This window comes from Dactylosporangium sp. CS-047395 (assembly GCF_050942185.1).
GTDB lineage: Bacteria > Actinomycetota > Actinomycetes > Mycobacteriales > Micromonosporaceae > Dactylosporangium.
In genome coordinates this window covers 8,108,699-8,125,235 of sequence record NZ_CP192015.1, presented here as the reverse complement: position 1 = coordinate 8,125,235, position 16,537 = coordinate 8,108,699, and the positions used below count along the sequence as shown (strand labels likewise).

17 protein-coding genes are annotated in these 16,537 nt (G+C 73.7%); 9 read left to right on the top strand and 8 right to left on the bottom strand.

What is annotated here, in order from left to right; genetic code table 11:
- Positions 1–8: 8 nt before the first annotated feature.
- From ACQP00_RS38205 to ACQP00_RS38175, 7 genes are all read right to left on the bottom strand, one after another.
- A complete protein-coding gene (locus ACQP00_RS38205) occupies positions 9–911 on the bottom strand; it encodes an SDR family NAD(P)-dependent oxidoreductase (protein ID WP_433205664.1) in 903 nt (300 codons plus the stop codon).
- Positions 908–2,083, bottom strand: a complete 1,176-nt coding sequence (locus ACQP00_RS38200; protein ID WP_433205661.1) for an acyl-CoA dehydrogenase family protein — start codon at positions 2,081–2,083, stop codon at positions 908–910. Before ACQP00_RS38200 ends, ACQP00_RS38205 begins: the two co-directional genes overlap by 4 nt.
- A 143-nt stretch (positions 2,084–2,226) precedes the next feature.
- Positions 2,227–3,321: an ABC transporter substrate-binding protein gene (locus ACQP00_RS38195; protein WP_433205658.1), complete on the bottom strand. Its 1,095-nt coding sequence runs from the start codon at positions 3,319–3,321 to the stop codon at positions 2,227–2,229.
- Between the two features lie 97 nt (positions 3,322–3,418).
- Positions 3,419–4,261, bottom strand: a complete 843-nt coding sequence (locus tag ACQP00_RS38190; protein WP_433205655.1) for an ABC transporter permease — start codon at positions 4,259–4,261, stop codon at positions 3,419–3,421.
- Positions 4,258–5,082: an ABC transporter ATP-binding protein gene (locus ACQP00_RS38185; protein WP_433205652.1), complete on the bottom strand. Its 825-nt coding sequence runs from the start codon at positions 5,080–5,082 to the stop codon at positions 4,258–4,260. The genes ACQP00_RS38190 and ACQP00_RS38185 overlap by 4 nt, the downstream gene beginning before the upstream one ends.
- Positions 5,083–5,105: 23 nt before the next feature.
- A complete protein-coding gene (locus ACQP00_RS38180; RefSeq protein ID WP_433205649.1) occupies positions 5,106–6,020 on the bottom strand; it encodes a succinate--CoA ligase subunit alpha in 915 nt (304 codons plus the stop codon).
- Positions 6,017–7,147 carry an ATP-grasp domain-containing protein gene (locus tag ACQP00_RS38175; protein WP_433205646.1) on the bottom strand — a complete coding sequence of 377 codons (1,131 nt, stop codon included), beginning with the start codon at positions 7,145–7,147 and terminating at the stop codon, positions 6,017–6,019. The genes ACQP00_RS38180 and ACQP00_RS38175 overlap by 4 nt, the downstream gene beginning before the upstream one ends.
- A gap of 105 nt (positions 7,148–7,252) precedes the next feature.
- Here ACQP00_RS38175 and ACQP00_RS38170 point away from each other — a divergent pair, with 105 nt between their 5' ends.
- The 8 genes from ACQP00_RS38170 (at position 7,253) to ACQP00_RS38135 (ending at position 13,977) form a co-directional block, all read left to right on the top strand.
- Positions 7,253–7,735: an SDR family NAD(P)-dependent oxidoreductase gene (locus tag ACQP00_RS38170; RefSeq protein WP_433205643.1), complete on the top strand. Its 483-nt coding sequence runs from the start codon at positions 7,253–7,255 to the stop codon at positions 7,733–7,735.
- Between the two features lie 3 nt (positions 7,736–7,738).
- Positions 7,739–8,845 carry an acyl-CoA dehydrogenase family protein gene (locus tag ACQP00_RS38165; protein WP_433205640.1) on the top strand — a complete coding sequence of 369 codons (1,107 nt, stop codon included), beginning with the start codon at positions 7,739–7,741 and terminating at the stop codon, positions 8,843–8,845.
- 10 nt (positions 8,846–8,855) lie between these two features.
- Positions 8,856–9,752, top strand: a complete 897-nt coding sequence (locus tag ACQP00_RS38160; RefSeq protein WP_433205637.1) for an acyl-CoA dehydrogenase family protein — start codon at positions 8,856–8,858, stop codon at positions 9,750–9,752.
- Positions 9,749–10,528 (top strand): enoyl-CoA hydratase-related protein, encoded by a 780-nt coding sequence (locus ACQP00_RS38155; RefSeq protein ID WP_433205634.1) that lies wholly within the window; start codon positions 9,749–9,751, stop codon positions 10,526–10,528. Before ACQP00_RS38160 ends, ACQP00_RS38155 begins: the two co-directional genes overlap by 4 nt.
- Positions 10,529–10,643: 115 nt before the next feature.
- Positions 10,644–11,408 (top strand): LuxR C-terminal-related transcriptional regulator, encoded by a 765-nt coding sequence (locus ACQP00_RS38150; RefSeq protein WP_433205631.1) that lies wholly within the window; start codon positions 10,644–10,646, stop codon positions 11,406–11,408.
- 123 nt (positions 11,409–11,531) lie between these two features.
- Positions 11,532–12,251, top strand: a complete 720-nt coding sequence (locus tag ACQP00_RS38145) for a DapH/DapD/GlmU-related protein (RefSeq protein ID WP_433205628.1) — start codon at positions 11,532–11,534, stop codon at positions 12,249–12,251.
- A 5-nt stretch (positions 12,252–12,256) separates the two neighbouring features.
- Positions 12,257–13,201: an ATP-binding cassette domain-containing protein gene (locus ACQP00_RS38140; RefSeq protein WP_433205625.1), complete on the top strand. Its 945-nt coding sequence runs from the start codon at positions 12,257–12,259 to the stop codon at positions 13,199–13,201.
- A complete protein-coding gene (locus ACQP00_RS38135) occupies positions 13,198–13,977 on the top strand; it encodes an ABC transporter permease (RefSeq protein WP_433205622.1) in 780 nt (259 codons plus the stop codon). The genes ACQP00_RS38140 and ACQP00_RS38135 overlap by 4 nt, the downstream gene beginning before the upstream one ends.
- Positions 13,978–13,983: 6 nt before the next feature.
- Here the strand turns inward: ACQP00_RS38135 and ACQP00_RS38130 are convergent, their stop codons facing one another.
- On the bottom strand, positions 13,984–15,000 hold the full coding sequence (locus ACQP00_RS38130) for a LacI family DNA-binding transcriptional regulator (protein ID WP_433205619.1): 1,017 nt from the start codon (positions 14,998–15,000) through the stop codon (positions 13,984–13,986).
- A 171-nt stretch (positions 15,001–15,171) separates the two neighbouring features.
- Between ACQP00_RS38130 and ACQP00_RS38125 the strand changes: the two genes are divergently transcribed.
- Complete coding sequence (locus ACQP00_RS38125) at positions 15,172–16,530, top strand: ABC transporter substrate-binding protein (RefSeq protein ID WP_433205616.1); 1,359 nt, start codon at positions 15,172–15,174, stop codon at positions 16,528–16,530.
- Positions 16,531–16,537: the final 7 nt, after the last annotated feature.

Here is a 16,537-nt window from a genome sequence, read left to right as displayed (position 1 = left end):
CGGCCGCCTCAGATCGGGTCCCACGAGAACACGTCGCCGGAGCGCTCCAGCGGCGCGAAGCTGGTCCGGAACGACGGCACCAGGTGCTGGCGGAGCCGCTCCTGGTCCCAGCCCTCGCTGTGGTGGATGGAGCGGATCGGGCGCGGCTGGCTCATCAGGAAGATCTCGTTGCGCCGGACCACGAAGATCTGCCCGGTCACCTCGGCCGCGTCCGGGCCGAGCAGGAACCGCACCAGCGGCGCAACGAGCTCGGCCCGCATCTCGCGGAACTTGGCCACCCGGGCCTGCTCCGCCGGCGTCTCCTCGGGGAGGGTACCGATGAGCCGGCTCCAGGCGAACGGGGCGATGGCGTTGGAGCGGACGCCGTAGCGGGCCATGTCCAGCGCGATGGAGCGCGACAGCCCGACGATCCCCAGCTTGGCCGCCGAGTAGTTGGCCTGGCCGAAGTTGCCGATCAGCCCGGCCGTGGACGTCATGTGCACGAACACGCCGCTGCCCTGGGCCCGGAAGTGCTCGGCGGCGGCCCGGCTGACGTTGAACGAGCCCTTGAGGTGGACCCGGATCACGCTGTCCCAGTCGGCCTCGCTCATCCGGTGGAAGATCCGGTCGCGCAGGATGCCGGCGCTGTTCACCACCGCGTCGAGCCGCCCGTAGGTGGCCACGGCCAGCTCGACGAGGTCGCGGGCGGCGCCGTGGTCGCCGATGTCGCCGCCGTTGGCCACCGCCGTGCCGCCGCCGGCCACGATCTCGTCCACGGTGGACTGGGCCGGTCCGGCGTCGGCGCCCCCGCCGCCCGGGTCGCCGCCGAGGTCGTTGACCACGACCCGGGCCCCGGCCGCGGCCAGTTCGAGGGCGATGCCGCGGCCGATGCCGCGCCCCGCGCCCGTGACGAGTACCACCTGATCCTTCACTGCGACCTCCGTGGCAGACCGAGCACCCGCTCGCTGATGATGTCCCGCTGGATTTCGTCGCTGCCGCCGGCGATCCGGCGGGCGACCGCGTCCAGGAACGCGTACTGCGAGCGGCCGCCGTCGTGGGCGTCGGCCCCGTCGAGCAGCCCCTCGGGTCCCTGCAGGGCCACCGAGAGCCGGCCCACCCGGTTGATCAGGGCCGCGCCGAGCAGCTTGCCGACCGAGCCCGCCGCCCCCGGCGACGTCCCGCGGGCGATGGAGGTGAGCACCCGGTAATTGAGCAGCTGCAGCGCCTGGGCCCGCAGCCAGATCTCGGCGACCTCCTGGCGGACGTCGGCCCGGCCGGCGGCCGGCGCACCGTCCACTGTGGCCGCCCGGGCCAGCTCCAGGAACGCGGCCAGGTCGACCCGGCGCCGCACGGCGAGGCCCTCCCGCTCGTGGGCCAGGGTGATCCGGGCGATCCGCCAGCCGTCGCCGGGCGCCCCGACGAGCTCCTCGTCGGGGACGAACACGTCGTCGAGGAACACCTCGTTGAAGTGCCGGGCCCCGGTGATCTGGCGGATCGGCCGGGTGGTGACGCCGGGCGCGCGCATGTCGAGCAGGAAGTAGCTCAGGCCCGCGTGCTTGGCCGCGGCCGGGTCGGTGCGGGCCAGCAGCAGGCCCCAGTCGGCGTAGTGGGCGCCGGAGTTCCACACCTTCTGCCCGCTGACCCGCCAGCCGCCGCCGACCTTGACCGCCCGGGTGCTGACCCCGGCCAGGTCGGAGCCGGCCGACGGCTCGCTGAACAGCTGGCACCACACCGCCCGGCCGTCGAGCATCGGCGGCAGGTGCCGGGCCTGCTGACCCTCGTCGCCGGCGTCGACGAGGGTCGGCCCGGCCAGCATCGTGGAGACGATGAAGGTCTCCTCGGGCACGTCGAACTCGGCCGCCTCCTGATCCCAGACGATCTGGTCGATGAGCGGCCGGCCGGCCCCGCCGAAGCGCTCCGGCCAGGTCAGGCCCGCCCAGCCGGCCTCGTACTTCGTGCGCTGCCAGTCCCGGCCCCGCACGATGTCCGCCGGGGACTCGGCCCGGTCCAGGCTGGTGCGGACGCGAGGTTCCGCGTTCGCCGCCAGCCAGGCCCGGACCTCCGCGCGCAGCGCCGCTTGTTCGGGTGCGTCGTCGAGGTTCACGGCGTGATCACCTTTGGTTCTCTCGTGGCGGAAGGTCTTGCGCTGTATGGGCGCCTTGGCAGCGGGGTCTACCGCTCGATGTCCTGAAGAGCGGTGGGGGAGCAAGCTCCACCCACACCCCCTCAAAAGAGCGGCGGCTCCTGTCAGTGGCCGATGCGTTGGGCGAGCGCTTTGGCGTCGGTCACGACGTCGGGCGGGGCGATCTGGGCGGCCGGGTCCAAGCTCTGGGCGGCGGCGGTGTCGGCCGCGTCGTGCTTGATCATGAAGGTGATGTCGTCGGCCGAGATCGGGTGCTGCAGGGGCCCGATGATGCAGGTGTAGGCGGCCGGCCACATGACGTCGAAGATGGCCGGGTCGGTGGTCTTGAGCCGCTCCTGGGCGATCTTCTTGGCCTTGTCCGGGTCGGCCTTCATGCCCTCGGCGGTCGCCTGCAGCGCGGCGATCACGCGCACGACGTTGGCCCGGTTGGACTTGAGGTAGTCCTCGCTGACCGCGGTCGCGCCCTGCACGATGCTCTCGCCGCCGGAGTCCGGCAGGTCGGTGCCCTTGATCCAGGTGACGCCCTGCTTGGCCTGGACCGAGGTCTCCTGGAACGGCGACGGGGCCATGTAGCCGTCGACCGAGCCGCGGGCCAGGGCCGTGGTCATCGTGTTGGTGGCGATGTAGGTGTTCTTGGTGGCCGCGCCGACGCCCTTCATGGCCGAGTCGAGGACCCGGGTGAGCACGCCGTTGGCCGAGGCCTGGGCGATCGTCGCGCCGTTGAGCGCCTTGAGCCGGTCGTCGAGGGACATCGACTCGTAGCCGGGGTGCTTGTCGGCGAACGCCTTCGACACGGTGACGTTGGTCAGGAAGCCGGTCGAGTGCTTGTAGATGTACACCATCTTCTTGCCCTGGGCGGTGGTGAGCAGCGGGTCGACCCGCCCGACGAACGCGACCTGGGCCGAGCCCGAGGCGAGCGCCGCCATCGCCACCGACGAGGAGTCCGCGGTCACGAACTTGGCGTTGATGTTGTACTTCTCGAGGTACCCGCCGTCGCGGGCGGCGTAGATGAGCTGGTGGGCGAGGCTGGTCGAGGAGACGGTGAAGGTCAGGTCGAGCTTGCTCAGGGCGTCGCCCGACCCGGCCGCGGCCGGCTGGTCGTCGGTGCCGCCGCAGGCGGTGAGCACCAGGGCCAGGGCGGCGGCCGCGGTGCTGGTGAGGATCCGGGCTAATGTGCGCTGTCCAGGGGTGTGCGACATCACGAACCTCCCGGGCGGCCCCTTGGCCGTCCAGCGAATGACGAGCGATTGGTGTTTGGCCCCCGTGCCGCGGCCGATCCGGCCGGCGGCGGAAATGTCAGCTCCCGTCGTTCCAGTGCAGGAGCTTGTGTTCGACCAGGCGCAGGGCCTGGGTCAGGACGATCGCGACGATCATGAGCACCACCAGGCCGGCGAAGACCCCGGCCGTGTTGAACTCGTTGGTCGCATTCTTGATCATGAAGCCGATGCCCTCCGTGGCCGCCATGAACTCGCCGACGACGGCGCCGATCAGCGCGTACGGCAGCGAGATCTTGAACCCGGAGAAGACCCAGACCCACGAGGTCGGCACGACGATCTTGCGGAAGACGGCGAGCTTGCCGCCGCCCATCAGGTAGCCCATCTCGAGCATCGAGCGGTCGACCGTCTTGGCGCCCTGGAAGGTGGTGAAGAAGACCAGGAAGAACACCAGCACCGCGGCGAGGACCACCTTGGGCAGCACGTCGATGCCGAACCACAGGATGAACAGCGGGGCCAGGGCGATCTTGGGCAGGGTGTAGAAGGCCAGCACGAACGGCTCGAAGATCCGCCCGAGGGTGCGGAACCAGCCGAACAGGAAGCCGATCAGCGCGCCGGCCAGGGCGCCGGGCACGAAGCCGAGGATGGTCACGGTCAGGGTGGCCCGCAGCCCGGTCCACAGCTCCTCGGTCTGCGCCCACGCGACGAGCTGCTCCCAGACCCCGGACGGGCTGGAGACCCAGAAGTCCCAGCCGAACGTCCTGGACAGCATCTCCCACAGTGCCAGCCCGACCACCACGATCGCGAGCTGGGTCAGCCAGATCAGCCGGTTGGTCCGCCGGTTGCGCTGTCTGACCCGCCGCTCGACCTCGGCGATCTCGGCGTCGAGCTGCGCCGCTGGGTCGGAAACGGTGGCCACGCTCATGACGTCACCTCGTCGGCCGGGTGATCGAGGGCCTGCCACAGCCGGGAGAGCAGGCCGGAGAACTCCGGCGACTCGTGCGCCGTGATCGCGCTGCGGGGCCGGCCGAGGTGGACGTCGGTGACCATCTTGACCACGCCCGGCCGGGAGGTGATGACCACGATCCGGTCGGCCAGGGTGATCGCCTCGGCCAGGTCGTGGGTGACGAAGACGAACGTGCTGCCGGTCTCGCGCCAGATGCGCAGGATCTCGTCCTGCATCACCATCCGCAGCTGCGCGTCGAGGCTCGCGAAGGGCTCGTCCATGAGGTACGTCTGCGGGGAGTAGGCCATCGTCCGGGCCAGCGACGCCCGCTTGAGCATGCCGCCGGAGAGCTGGCCGGGGTAGGACTTCTCGAAGCCCTGCAGGCCGACCTGCTCGATGACGGCGGCCGCGCGCTGCTTCGCCTCGGACCGGGCCATCCCGCGGAACTCCAGCGGCAGCATCACGTTCTTCTCGACCGTGCGCCAGGGCAGCAGCTGGTCCTTCTGCGTGACGTACCCGACCCGGCGGTTCGGCCCGCGCACCGGTGCGCCGAGGTACTCCACCTGCCCCACCGTCGGCGCCATGAGCCCGGCGGCCAGGTTCAGCAGCGTGGACTTCCCGCACCCGCTGGGTCCCACGACGGCCAGGAACTCGCCCTCGTAGACGTCCAGCGTCACCCCGCCCAGCGCGCGGGTCCCGGTGGGGAAGACGATGCCGACGTCCCGGAACGAGATGTGGACCGGGCGGCCGTCCGGGCCCGCCGGGGCCTTGCTGTTCTGCGACACGGTCGTGGTGCTCATCGGCGTTGCGTCACCTCCAGTCGTCATTGCCTGCTCCCGGCGGCCGTGGGGGCCACACCCGCCGCGGCGAGCAGCTTCGGAATGTCGTCGATGGCCGTGGCCACGTGCACGCCGGCGCCGCGCAGCGCCGCGCGCTTGGCCGTGGCCGTGGTCTCGGGACCCGCCAGGAACGCGCCCGCGTGGCCGAACACCGCGCCGTGCGCGTGGTCCTCGAGGAAGTCCCCGGCCACGAGCGCGACCACCGGCTTGCCGAACCGTCCACTGCGGACACCGTCGGCGACCTCGCGCTCGATGGCCGGTCCGGCCTCGCCGTAGAGCACCACGGCGTCGGTCTCCGGGTCGTCCTCGGCGAGGGCGACGAGGTCGGCGAACGAGGATCCGGCAACGGCGTCGCCGCCGATGCCGACCGCGGTGCTGATCCCGAACCCGGACCGGCTCAGCAGGTACGCGAGGTCGTGGGTGAAGCCGCCCGAGCGGGACAGCACCACCAGCCGCCCGGGGCTCATCAGCCAGCTGGCGTGGGCCATGAAGCCGACCTTGGCCCGCCCCGGGCTGATGATGCCGCTGGTGTTCGGCCCGATCAGCCGGACGCCGGCCCGCCGGGCCGCGGTGAGCACGGCGACGTTGTCGTGCAGCGGGATGCCCTCGGTGACCACGTGCACCCACGCCGGCCGTACCGCCAGCACGTCCGCCATCGCCGCCCGGTACGCCCGCGGCGGCAGGTAGGCGATGACCGCGTCGATCGCGTGCTCGGCGGCGGCCGCGGCGCAGGTGTCGTAGACGGGCACGCCGGCGATGGTCTGCCCGCCACGGCCCGGCGCGACCCCGCACACGATCGTGGTGCCGTAGGCCAGGTTCAGCTCGGTGTCGGCCCGCGCCCGCCCGCCGGTGACGCCGACGACGCAGACCCGGGTGCCGCGGTCCAGCAGGATCGTCATGCCGCCCGCCTCGCCCTCGTCCGCGCGGCCAGGACGGCCACCGCCTCGTCGACGGCGGTGTCGCGGCCGACGCTGGTGCAGTACGGCAGCGCCGCCATGGTCCGCGCCGCGAGCTCCTCGTCCGGCCCGGCCATCCGCGCCACGATCGTCGGCTGCTGCGCGTCGGGCAGGTCCACGACGGGTTTCAGGGCCTCGACCATGGCGTCGGCGAACCGGGTCACCGAGATGCTCGACGTGATGCCGGTGACGATGAGGATCGCCTCCGGCCGCAGCGCGAGCACCTCGCGGGCCACGGCGGCGAGCAGCTCGGTGGTGCTGCTGCCGCCCGAGACGTCGGAGAAGTTGGCCGGGCGCAACCCTTCGCGGCGCAGCGCGTCGTGCACGATGGCGAGCACCCCGCCGCCCGCGCTGATCAGCCCGACCGTGCCGTCGAGCCGGCCGAAGCGCACCTCGGTGCCGCCGGGCAGGGACCGCGCGAGCTCCTGCAGGCGCTCGTCGTGCGGGTCCGCGGTGCCGGCGGCGATGGCGTCGTCCGGCGGCGGCACCGACGGGTCCAGCGCGGCCTTGGCGTCCAGCACGGTGGCGGTACCGTCGACGCCCACGCGAACCGGATTGAGCTCGACGAGCTTGGCCCGCACCGCGCGGAACTCGTCGGCCAGCGCGATCGCGACCGGTCGCAGCGGCTCCGGCAACTCGGCGAAGCCGGGCTGCCCGTCGATCGCGAACGGGATGCGCCGCGGCCGTTCCGCCCGGCCCTCGATGCCCGAGCCGCCCGCGCCGAAGAGCAGCACCGGCTCGCCCCGCTCGTAGTCGAAGCCGGCCGCCAGGTAGTGCTCGCTGCCCTCGGCCGCCGCCTGCTCGACCAGCACCCGCTCGACCCGATGCCCGTCCACTATGGAGCCGAGCAGCCGCGCCGCGGCGGCGCGGGCGGCGGGCTCGTCGGCGGCCCGCACGACCAGGCCGCGACGGGCGCGGTCGGTCAGCGGGACCAGGGCCTTGACCATCGTCGGGCGCTGGGCGAACTCGGGGAGTGCGGCATCGGCGGCGGTCAGCACCGCGAACCGCGGCACCCGTACCCCGCGCGCCGCGAGCCGGCGTTTGAGGGCCTCTTCGGTCAGAGCGTGCACCGTCACCTCCGGGTGAAGGTCCAGGGCTAGCCAAGTGGGCTAATCATGCGACTAATATGCCTGAGTAGCAAGAGTCATTTGATGACGATGTAAAGGACGGGACACGTGGACGTAACACAGGCCCGGGTGGTCGTCACGGGTGGCGCCTCCGGCATCGGCAACGCCGTGGCCCGCCGGCTCCTCGCCGAGGGGGCCCGCGTCGCCGCGCTCGACCTGCCCGCCGCGGCCGCCGCCGGCTCACTGCCGGAGGGCGGCACGCTGATCGGCTGCGACGTCACCGACGAGCCCTCGGTCGCCGCCGCCGTGGCCGCGGCCCGCCGCGCCCTCGGCGGGCTCGACGCGCTCGTCAGCTGCGCGGGCGTGGCCACCCCGACCCCGGTGCTCGACCGGGCCGGCGAGCCGCGTGCGCTGGACGCCTTCCGGTCGGTGGTCGCGGTCAACCTGGTCGGCCTCTACGACGTGCTGCGCCACTGCGTCGCCGCGATGGCCGGCAACCCGCCCGGCCCGGACGGCGAGCGTTGGGTGGTCGTCAACCTCAACGGCGAGGTCGTCCGCCTCGACGGCGCGACCCGGCTGCCGGCGCGGTAGGCGATGGACGACGAGCGGATGCGGGTCCGCGCGTTCCTGGCCGAGGCGCGGGCCGCCGGACGGTTCGAGCCGCACGGCGACAGCTGGCTGAGCGGCTTCGACCCGGCGATGTCCCGCGAGCTCGGCGCCCGCGGCTGGATCGGCATGACGTGGCCCCGGGAGTACGGCGGCCGGGAGGCGTCCAACCTCGACCGGCAGGCGGTCGTCGAGGAGCTCCTCGCCGCCGGCGCCCCGGTCGCCGCGCACTGGTTCGCCGATCGGCAGGTCGGCCCGTCGCTGCTGCGGCACGGCTCGCCGGAACAGCGCGCCCGGCTGCTGCCGCCGATGGCCCGCGGCGAGCTGTACTTCGCGATCGGCATGAGCGAGCCCGACACCGGCTCCGACCTCGCCTCGGTGCGCACCCGGGCGGTCCCGGCCGGCGGCGGCTGGCGGGTCAGCGGCACCAAGGTGTGGACCAGCAACGCCCACGGCGCCGACCTGCTGCTCGCGCTGGTGCGCACGGCCGACCGCGACCCCGGGCACCGCCACGCGGGCCTGAGCCAGCTGATCGTCGACCTGCGCGCCCCCGGCGTCACCGTCCACCCGATCCTGTCCCTGGACGGCGGGCACCACTTCAACGAGGTTGTGCTCGAGGACGTCTTCGTGCCGGAGACGAGCGTCGTCGGTACCCCCGGCGAAGGCTGGCAGCAGGTGATGGCCGAACTGGCGTATGAGCGCAGCGGCCCCGAGCGGTACCTGTCGGTCTTCGGGCTGCTGGCCGCGATGGCCCGGCACGCCGCCGACCGGCCCGACCTGCGGGCGCCGCTGGGCCGGCTGTACTCCCGGCTGCTGGTCCTGCGGCAGCTCTCGACCGGCGTGGCCCGGTCCGTCGACGCCGGCGCGACCCCGTCCCCGGTCACCACCGCCCTCGTCAAGGACATGGGCACCCGCCTGGAGCAGGACGTCGTCGACGAGGCCCGGCGGTGGCGGCCCGGCCGGCCCGGCCCGGACGCGGCGGCGGAGTACGACCGGCTGCTGGCCGAGGCCCAGCTGCACGCGCCCGGCTTCACGCTGCGCGGCGGCACCAGCGAGGTACTGCGCGGGCTGGTCGCCCGCGCCCTGGGCATGTGAGGAGCACCCGGTGACCGACGACCTGGCCGACCTCGTGCGGCGCATCTGCACCGACCACGAGCACGACCCCGACCGCGTCCTGGCCGCGCTGACGAGCGCCGGGCTGACCCACGTCGGCTTCGCCGGGGAGGGCGACCTGCGCGACGCCCTGACGATCGCCGCCGTCCTGGCCGCGCACGCGGTCCCGACCCACGTCCCCGAACAGGCGGTGCTGGCCGGCCGGCTCGCCGAGCGCGCCGGCGTGCGCCTGCCCGACGGCCCGGTCGCCGCCGTCCTCGACCCGGCCGCCGTCCCGTGGGCCCGCGCCGCCACCCACCTGATCCTGGCCGACGGCACGCTGCTCCCCGCCGGCGCCTACCGGGTGACACCCCGCACCAACCTCGCCGGCGAGCCCCGCGACGAGGTGGATGTCGCCGCCGCCCCGGTGCCGGACGAGCTGGAACTGCGGGGGGCGCTCCTGCGCAGCGTGCAGATCGCCGCCGCGCTGCGCACCGTGCTCGACCTGACCCTGCGCTACGCCCGGGAAAGGGTCCAGTTCGGCCGCCCGATCGGCAAGCTGGACGCCGTGCGCCAGCAGGTCGCGCTGCTCGCCGGGGAGGTCGAGGCCACCGCCGCCGGGGTCGAGGCGGCGACGGCCGCGCTGGCCGGGTCCGGCGACGCCCTGATCCCGGTCGCCGCGGCCAAGGTCCAGGCCGGGATCGCGGCCACCGCCGGCGCGCGGATCGCCCACCAGGTCCACGGGGCCATCGGGGTGACCCGGGAGCATCCGCTGCACCGGTACACCACCCGGCTGTGGTCCTGGCGCGACGAGTTCGGCGGGGAGGAGTACTGGGCCGCCCGTCTCGCCGCGGCGGTCGGCCCGGATCCGTGGCCCGTGCTGGCCGCGCAGGAGAGGATGGGGTCATGACGAGTGTGCGGCTGGAGCCCGGCCCGGGTGGCCCGGCCGGCGGGGTGCGGGTGCTGACCCTCGACGAGCCCGGCAAGCGCAACGCCCTCAGCCCCGGCGTGGTCGCCGGCCTCACCGACGCGGTGCGCGCCGTCGCCGAGGATGCCGACGCCCGGGTGCTCGTGGTGACCGGCAGCGGACCCGCCTTCTGCGCCGGGGCCGACCTGCCGGCCACCTTCGGCCAGGTCGACCGGCCCGTGACCGAGGTGCGGGACCGGCTCCTCGAGGTCTACGAGAGCTTCCTGCGCATCGGGCGGCTGCCGATCCTCACCATCGCCGCCGTCAACGGGCCGGCCATCGGGGCCGGGCTGAACCTGGCCTTCTGCTGCGACCTGCGCCTCGCCGCGCCCGCCGCCACGTTCGGGGTCACGTTCACGAGGCTCGGCCTGCACCCCGGCGGCGGGTGCACGTCGTTCCTGGTCCGCGCCCTCGGCCGGCAGCGGGCGCTCGCGCTGATCCTCGACGGCGGCACGCTCACCGCGGACGAGGCCCTGGAACTCGGCATCGTCCTGCGCATCGAGACCGACCCGCTGGCCGCCGCCATGGAACTCGCGGAGCGTCACGCGCACCTGCCGCGCGCGCTGCTGGGTGCCATCAAGCGGACGGTCGGGCTCGCGACCGAGGCGGACCTCGGCACCGTGGTCGAGGCCGAGTCGTGGGCCCAGGCCGCGTCGGTGGTCACGTCGCCTGAGCTGCGCGCGGCCGTCGCGCGGCACCGGGACCGAAACCCGGGCTGACGGCGTGCCAACCTGACCTGCAAATTGCATCTCGGTTGTGCATAATTCGCAAAAGCCGTGCTCAGACCGCCTGCCCCGACTTGACGACTCACCGTGACGGACGAGACTGCTGTGGGTGAATCGCAGTGAAACCATCGACGCGCACGACTGGAGGTGGGTCGACGGCGACGACGGCGACGGCGAGGGCTTCGACGGGTTCGAGGGCGAGCGCGCAGCGCCGCCGCTGATACGAATCCTGCTGCTGTCCGCCTCGTCGCTGTTCGGCGACGGCCTGCGGGCAGTGATCCGGGCCGAGCCGGACATCGAGCTGGTCGACGTCGTCGGCACCCGCCGCGCGGCCGCCGCGATCCTGCGCCGCGAGCCCGTCGACGTGCTGCTGGTCGACGTCTGGCCCGGGGCGCTCGACGGGTCGGTGATGCACCGCGAGGTCCTGCGGCGCAACGCCCGCGGCCGCGCGCCCGGCGTGATCGTGCTCGCCGACGCCGTCGACCCCGACGAGCTCGACCAGTCGATCCGGGCCGGCGTCTCCGGGTACCTGCTCAAGGACGAGCACTCCTCCAGCCTGCTCGCCGCCGTGCGCGCGGTCGCCGCCGGCCAGGCGTGGCTGTCCCCGGCGGTCGCCCGCCGGCTGCTGGACAGCTACCGCGAGGTGCGGGCGGCCCCGCGCCGCCGGGCCGGGCCCGACGCCAAGCTGCTCAGCGAGCGCGAGGTGGGCGTGCTGCGGCTGGTCGCCGACGGGCGCTCCAACGCCGAGATCGCCGGCGAGCTCGTGCTCGCCGAGTCGACCGTCAAGACCCACGTCTCGCGCATCCTGGCCAAGCTGGAGCTGCGTGACCGGGTGCAGCTGACGGCGTTCGCCTATCAGAACGACATCGTCTGAGCCGTTCCGTCGCGCGGGGGAACGGCGATTCGATCGCTTGCACGATGACAACAGATCCGGCCGAGCCTACGTTCGACCCTTGTCGATGCGCGTCCCGCCGTCGACGACCAGGGAAGGACTTCGATGTTCGTCACGCCAGCCATGCCCAGGACGGTCAACGCCTGGCCGCGCGCCTACTCGCCGGAGAACGTGCTCGCGATCCTGCGGGCCCGGCGCCGCGGTGCGACCGTCAGCCTCAACCACCTCAAGCTCAAGGACTCCTCGGTCGAGCACCACGCGCTCGTCATGGAGTACGGGCTCGTCTGGTGCAGCACCATCGGGCCGTACTCGATCGTCGGCCGCTTCGCCTCGCTGTTCAACACCGACGTCGGGCCGTTCTGCGGCATCGCCGAGAAGGTGACCATCGGCGCCAGCCCGCACTGGCCGCAGCTGCCGACCAGCCACGTGTTCCCGGTCAACCACGAGTTCGGCTTCTGCGACGGCGCGTGGCCGCGGGTCGGGCGGACCGCGGTCGGCGCCGACGCCTGGATCGGCGCCTCCGCGACCGTCCGGGCCGGGGTGACGATCGGCCCCGGTGCGGTGGTCGGCGCGGGCGCGGTGGTGACCCACGACGTCGCGCCCTACGAGGTGGTCGTCGGCGTCCCCGCCCGCCGGGTGCGCTTCCGGTTCCCCGAGCCGATGGTCGAGCAGCTGCTGGAGCTGCGCTGGTGGGACTGGCCGCCGCTGGTCATCAAGCACAACCTGGCGCTGTTCCGCCGGCCGCTCACCCAGGCCGTCCTCGACCAGATGCAGGCGGTCGCGGCGGGCATCAGCGCGGCCGGCGTGCCGGTCGCGGCCCGGTGAGCGCGATGACCGCCGCGATCCGGGCCGAGGGCCTGCGCAAGGCGTACGCCGGCAAGGCCGCCCTGGACGGGCTGGAGCTGCGGGTGGACGCGGGGACCGTGCTCGCCCTGCTCGGCCCGAACGGCGCCGGGAAGACGACCACCGTGCGCATCCTCACGACGCTGAGCCGCCCGGACGCCGGGCGGGCCGAGGTCGGCGGCTTCGACGTGGCCCGGCAGCCGCGCCGGGTCCGCCCGATCATCGGCGTGACCGGCCAGCACTCCGCGGTCGACGGGCGGCTGACCGGCCGGGAGAACCTGGTGCTCATCGGCCGGCTGCACCGCCTGCCGCGGGCCGAGGCGGCCGCGCGCGCCGACGAGCTGCTGCACCGGCTCGGGCTCGCCGGCGTGGCCGACCGGCTGGCCCACACGTACTCGGGCGGCACCTGCCGGCGGATCGACCTCGCCGCCGGGCTGATCAACCGGGCCCCGGTGCTGTTCCTGGACGAGCCCACCACCGGGCTCGACCCGCGCAGCCGGGCCGAGCTCTGGGCGCTGGTCGAGGAGCTGGTCCGGGACGGCACGACGGTGCTGCTGACCACGCAGTACCTCGACGAGGCCGACCGGCTGGCCGATCGCGTCGCGGTCGTCGACCACGGCCGGATCGTGGCCGAGGGCGCCGCCGCCGACCTCAAGCGCCGGGCCGGGGCCGACCTGCTGTCGGTGCACGTGGAGTGCGGCGCCGACGTGCCGGTCGCGGCGGCCGCGCTGGAGCGGATGGCGTTCGCGATCACCTCGGCCGACGTGGCCGCCCGGGAGGTCTGCGTGGCCGCGCGGGACGGGGCGCGGACCCTGACCGAGGTGGTCCGCCGCCTCGACGACGCGGACGTGACCGTGGTCGGCGTCGAGGTGCACCGCCCGTCCCTGGACGACGTGTTCCTGTCCCTGACCGGGTCGGGGGCGGGCCGATGAGCGCGCTCGCGCCGCCGCTGCCGGGCGCCGTCTCCGACACCCTGGTGCTGACCGGGCGCAGCCTGCGGCACTGGATCCGCCAGCCGCAGCTGATGCTGCTGTCGACCGTACAACCGGTGATGTTGGTCCTGCTCTTCACGCAGGTCTTCGGGGGAGCGGTCGACACGCCCGGCATCCGGTACGTCGACTATCTCCTGCCCGGCGTGCTGGTGCAGACCGTGGCCTGGGACAGCACCCAGACCGCGGTCGGCATCGCGGCGGACCTCGGCACCCGGACGGTGGAGCGGTTCCGCTCGCTGCCGATGTCGCCGGTCGCGGCGCTGGCCGGGCGGACCCTGGCCGACCTGTGCCGCACGGTGTTCGTGTGCGCGCTGATGACCGGCACCGCCGCGCTGATCGGCTTCCGGGTGCACGGCGGCGCCCCGGCCGCGCTCGCCGCCTTCGCGCTGGTGTGTGCGTTCGGGTACGCCATGAGCTGGCTCTTCGCCCTGATCGGGCTGATGGTCCGCGGGGCCGAGGCGGCCCTGGCGGCGAGCTTCGTGTGGGTCTTCCCGCTGATGTTCGCGTCCAACGCCCTGGTGCCGACCGGCTCGATGCCGGGCTGGCTGCGCGGGTTCGCCGAGCACCAGCCGATCTCCCAGGTGGTCGGCGCGGCCCGGGCCCTGCTGCTGGGCGAGCCCGCCGGGCGCTGGCTGCTGCCCGCCCTGGCCTGGACCGCGGGCGCCCTGCTGCTGGCGGTGCCGCTCGCCGTGCGCCGCTATTACCGGGCCACCTGATCTCCGCTACGCGGAGCTGCGCTCGGTGATCGACAGGCGCAGCAGCACCTGGCGCACGCTGCGGCCGGGGTCCTGCCGGCGCTCGGCGAGGATCTCGGCCGCGACCCGTCCCGACTCCTCGAACGGCAGCCGTACCGTCGTCAGCCCCAGCTGCTCCGCCAGTTCGAGATCGTCGAAGCCGACCACCGCGACCTCCTCCGGCACCGCCCGCCCGGAGCGCTGGGCGGCGCTGAGCACCCCGCCCGCGAGCACGTCGTCGTGGGCGAAGAACGCGGTCGGCGGGGCGGGGGAGTCCAGCAGGTCGAGCGCGGCGGCCCCGGCCCGGCCCATCCGGTGCGGCACGACCCGCTTCACCACGTCGGCCGCGGGAATCCCGGCCCGGCGCAGCGCGTCGGCGAAGCCCTCGTAGCGCTGCTCGGAGGGTGAGCGGTACTGCTGCGACGCCTGCTCCTCGCCGATGAACGCGAAGCGCCGGTGGCCCCGCTCGAGCAGGAACCGCGCGGCCATCGCGCCGCCGCCGGCCTCGTCGATGCGCACGCTGGAGAACTCCTCGGCGGCCTCGTCGGCGACGTCGATGAGCACCACGTTGAACCGCTGCCGGCGCAGCCGCTGGGCGATCTCGGCGGTGAGCGGCACCCCCATGATGATCAGCCCGTCCAGCCGCTCGCTCAGCGGCAGGCTGGCCAGCAGCGGCGACGCGCTGGAGGCGACCGAGTCGTGGTCGTGCACGACGATCTCGGTGCCGAGCTTCGCGTAGGCGCGCAGGACCCCGTTGAGGCGGCGCGCGAACGACGGATAGGACGTGAAGGGCGCCAGCACGCCGACCCGGTCGTGGGCCCGCCGCGCCCGGCTCACCGCCTCGGCGCGGGGCTGGAACCCGAGCCGCTCGGCCGCGTCCAGCACCTGCTTCAGCGTCTCCGGGCGGACCCGGGCCGGGTTGTTCATGCAGAGCGAGACGGTGGAGATGCTCACCCCGACGGCGGCGGCGACGTCGTAGATCGTCGCGCGGCCGGGTGCGGGCATGTCCATCCTCCACGGAATCGAAGTTCTATCGTAGCGGTTCGGCATCGGAGTCGATCACTCGATGGAGTGATCCTCAGTGAATGAACCCGGATGAGTGCTTGTTCATCCCTGCGGCCGAAGCCACTATCGAAGTACTTCGACAATAGCTCTTCGAAGGACTCAGGAGGTGTCATGCGACGCCTGATGTGCGCGGCCGGCCTCACCGCCGCGCTCGCCCTCGCCGCCTGTACCAGCAAGGCCCCCAGCACCGAAGCCCCCGCCTCCGCCGCCCCCGCGGCCGTGCAGGCCGCCCGCGACGCCGCCGCCGCGGCCGCCGAGGGCAAGCAGCTCGGCGGCACCCTCAACCTGCTCGGCCTGCTCAGCGGCGAGCAGCTCAACCAGTACATGTCGACGCTCAAGCCGTTCCAGGACGCCACCGGCACGCAGGTCAAGTACGAGACGACGGCCGACCTGCCCGCCGTGCTGCAGACCCGCATCGCCGCCGGCCGCGCGCCCGACCTCGTCTCCGACCCCAGCGCCGGCCAGCTGCGCCAGCTCGCCGAGCAGGGCAAGCTGGTGCCGATCGGGGACTGGCTCGACCAGGCCGCCCTCCGCAAGGACTTCCCGGCCGGCCTGCTCGACCTGGCCAGCACCGGCGGCAAGCTCTACGGGCTCTTCTACAACGCCTCCGTGCAGAACCTGATCTGGTACGACCCGAAGTCCTACGACGGCCCCAAGCCGCCCGCCGACTGGGCCGACCTGCAGCGCTGGACGGCGAGCCAGGCGGCCGCGGGCAGCACGCCGTGGTGCCTCGGCGTCGAGTCCGGCGCGGCCAGCGGATGGCTCGGCGCCGCCCTGATCGAGCAGTTCATGCTGCGGCAGGCGGGCACCGGGCCGTACGACGACTGGTGGCAGGGCAAGCTCAGCTGGACCAGCCCCCAGGTCAGGGCCGCGTTCGACGCGTTCGGCAAGCTCGCCGCCGACCCGAAGATGGTCGCGGGCGGCCCGACGGCCGTGCTGACCACCAGCTTCAGCACCGCCCCGCAGGGCCTCTACGCGAAGCCGCCGCGGTGCAAGCTCACGCCCCAGGCCGAGTGGCTCGGCAACACCCTGGCCCAGAGCGTGCCGGACGTGAAGCCGGTGGACAACGTCGACTTCTTCACCTTCCCGGCCCTCGACCAGGCCAACGGCGGGCTGCTGGAGACCTCCGGCGAGATGCTCGGGGCGTTCCGGGACTCGCCGCAGACGCGGGCGTTCATGCGGTACCTCGCCACGCCCCAGTTCGCCGCGCTCGTCGGCGCGACCGGCCAGTGGCTGCCGGCCAACCGCGGCGTGAGCGTCGAGCAGATCCCGTCGGCGCTGTCGAAGAAGGCGGCCCAGGCCTACGCCAAGGCGAGCGACGTGCGGTACGCCGCCCAGTCGGCCATGCCGCCCGCCATGCAGTCCGCGTTCTTCAAGGCCGTCCTCGACTACGTCAAGACGCCCGCGTCCCTCGACGCCATCCTCGCCGGGCTGGACAAGACCCGGCAGACCGCCTACCAGCCGAGCTGAGGCGGGT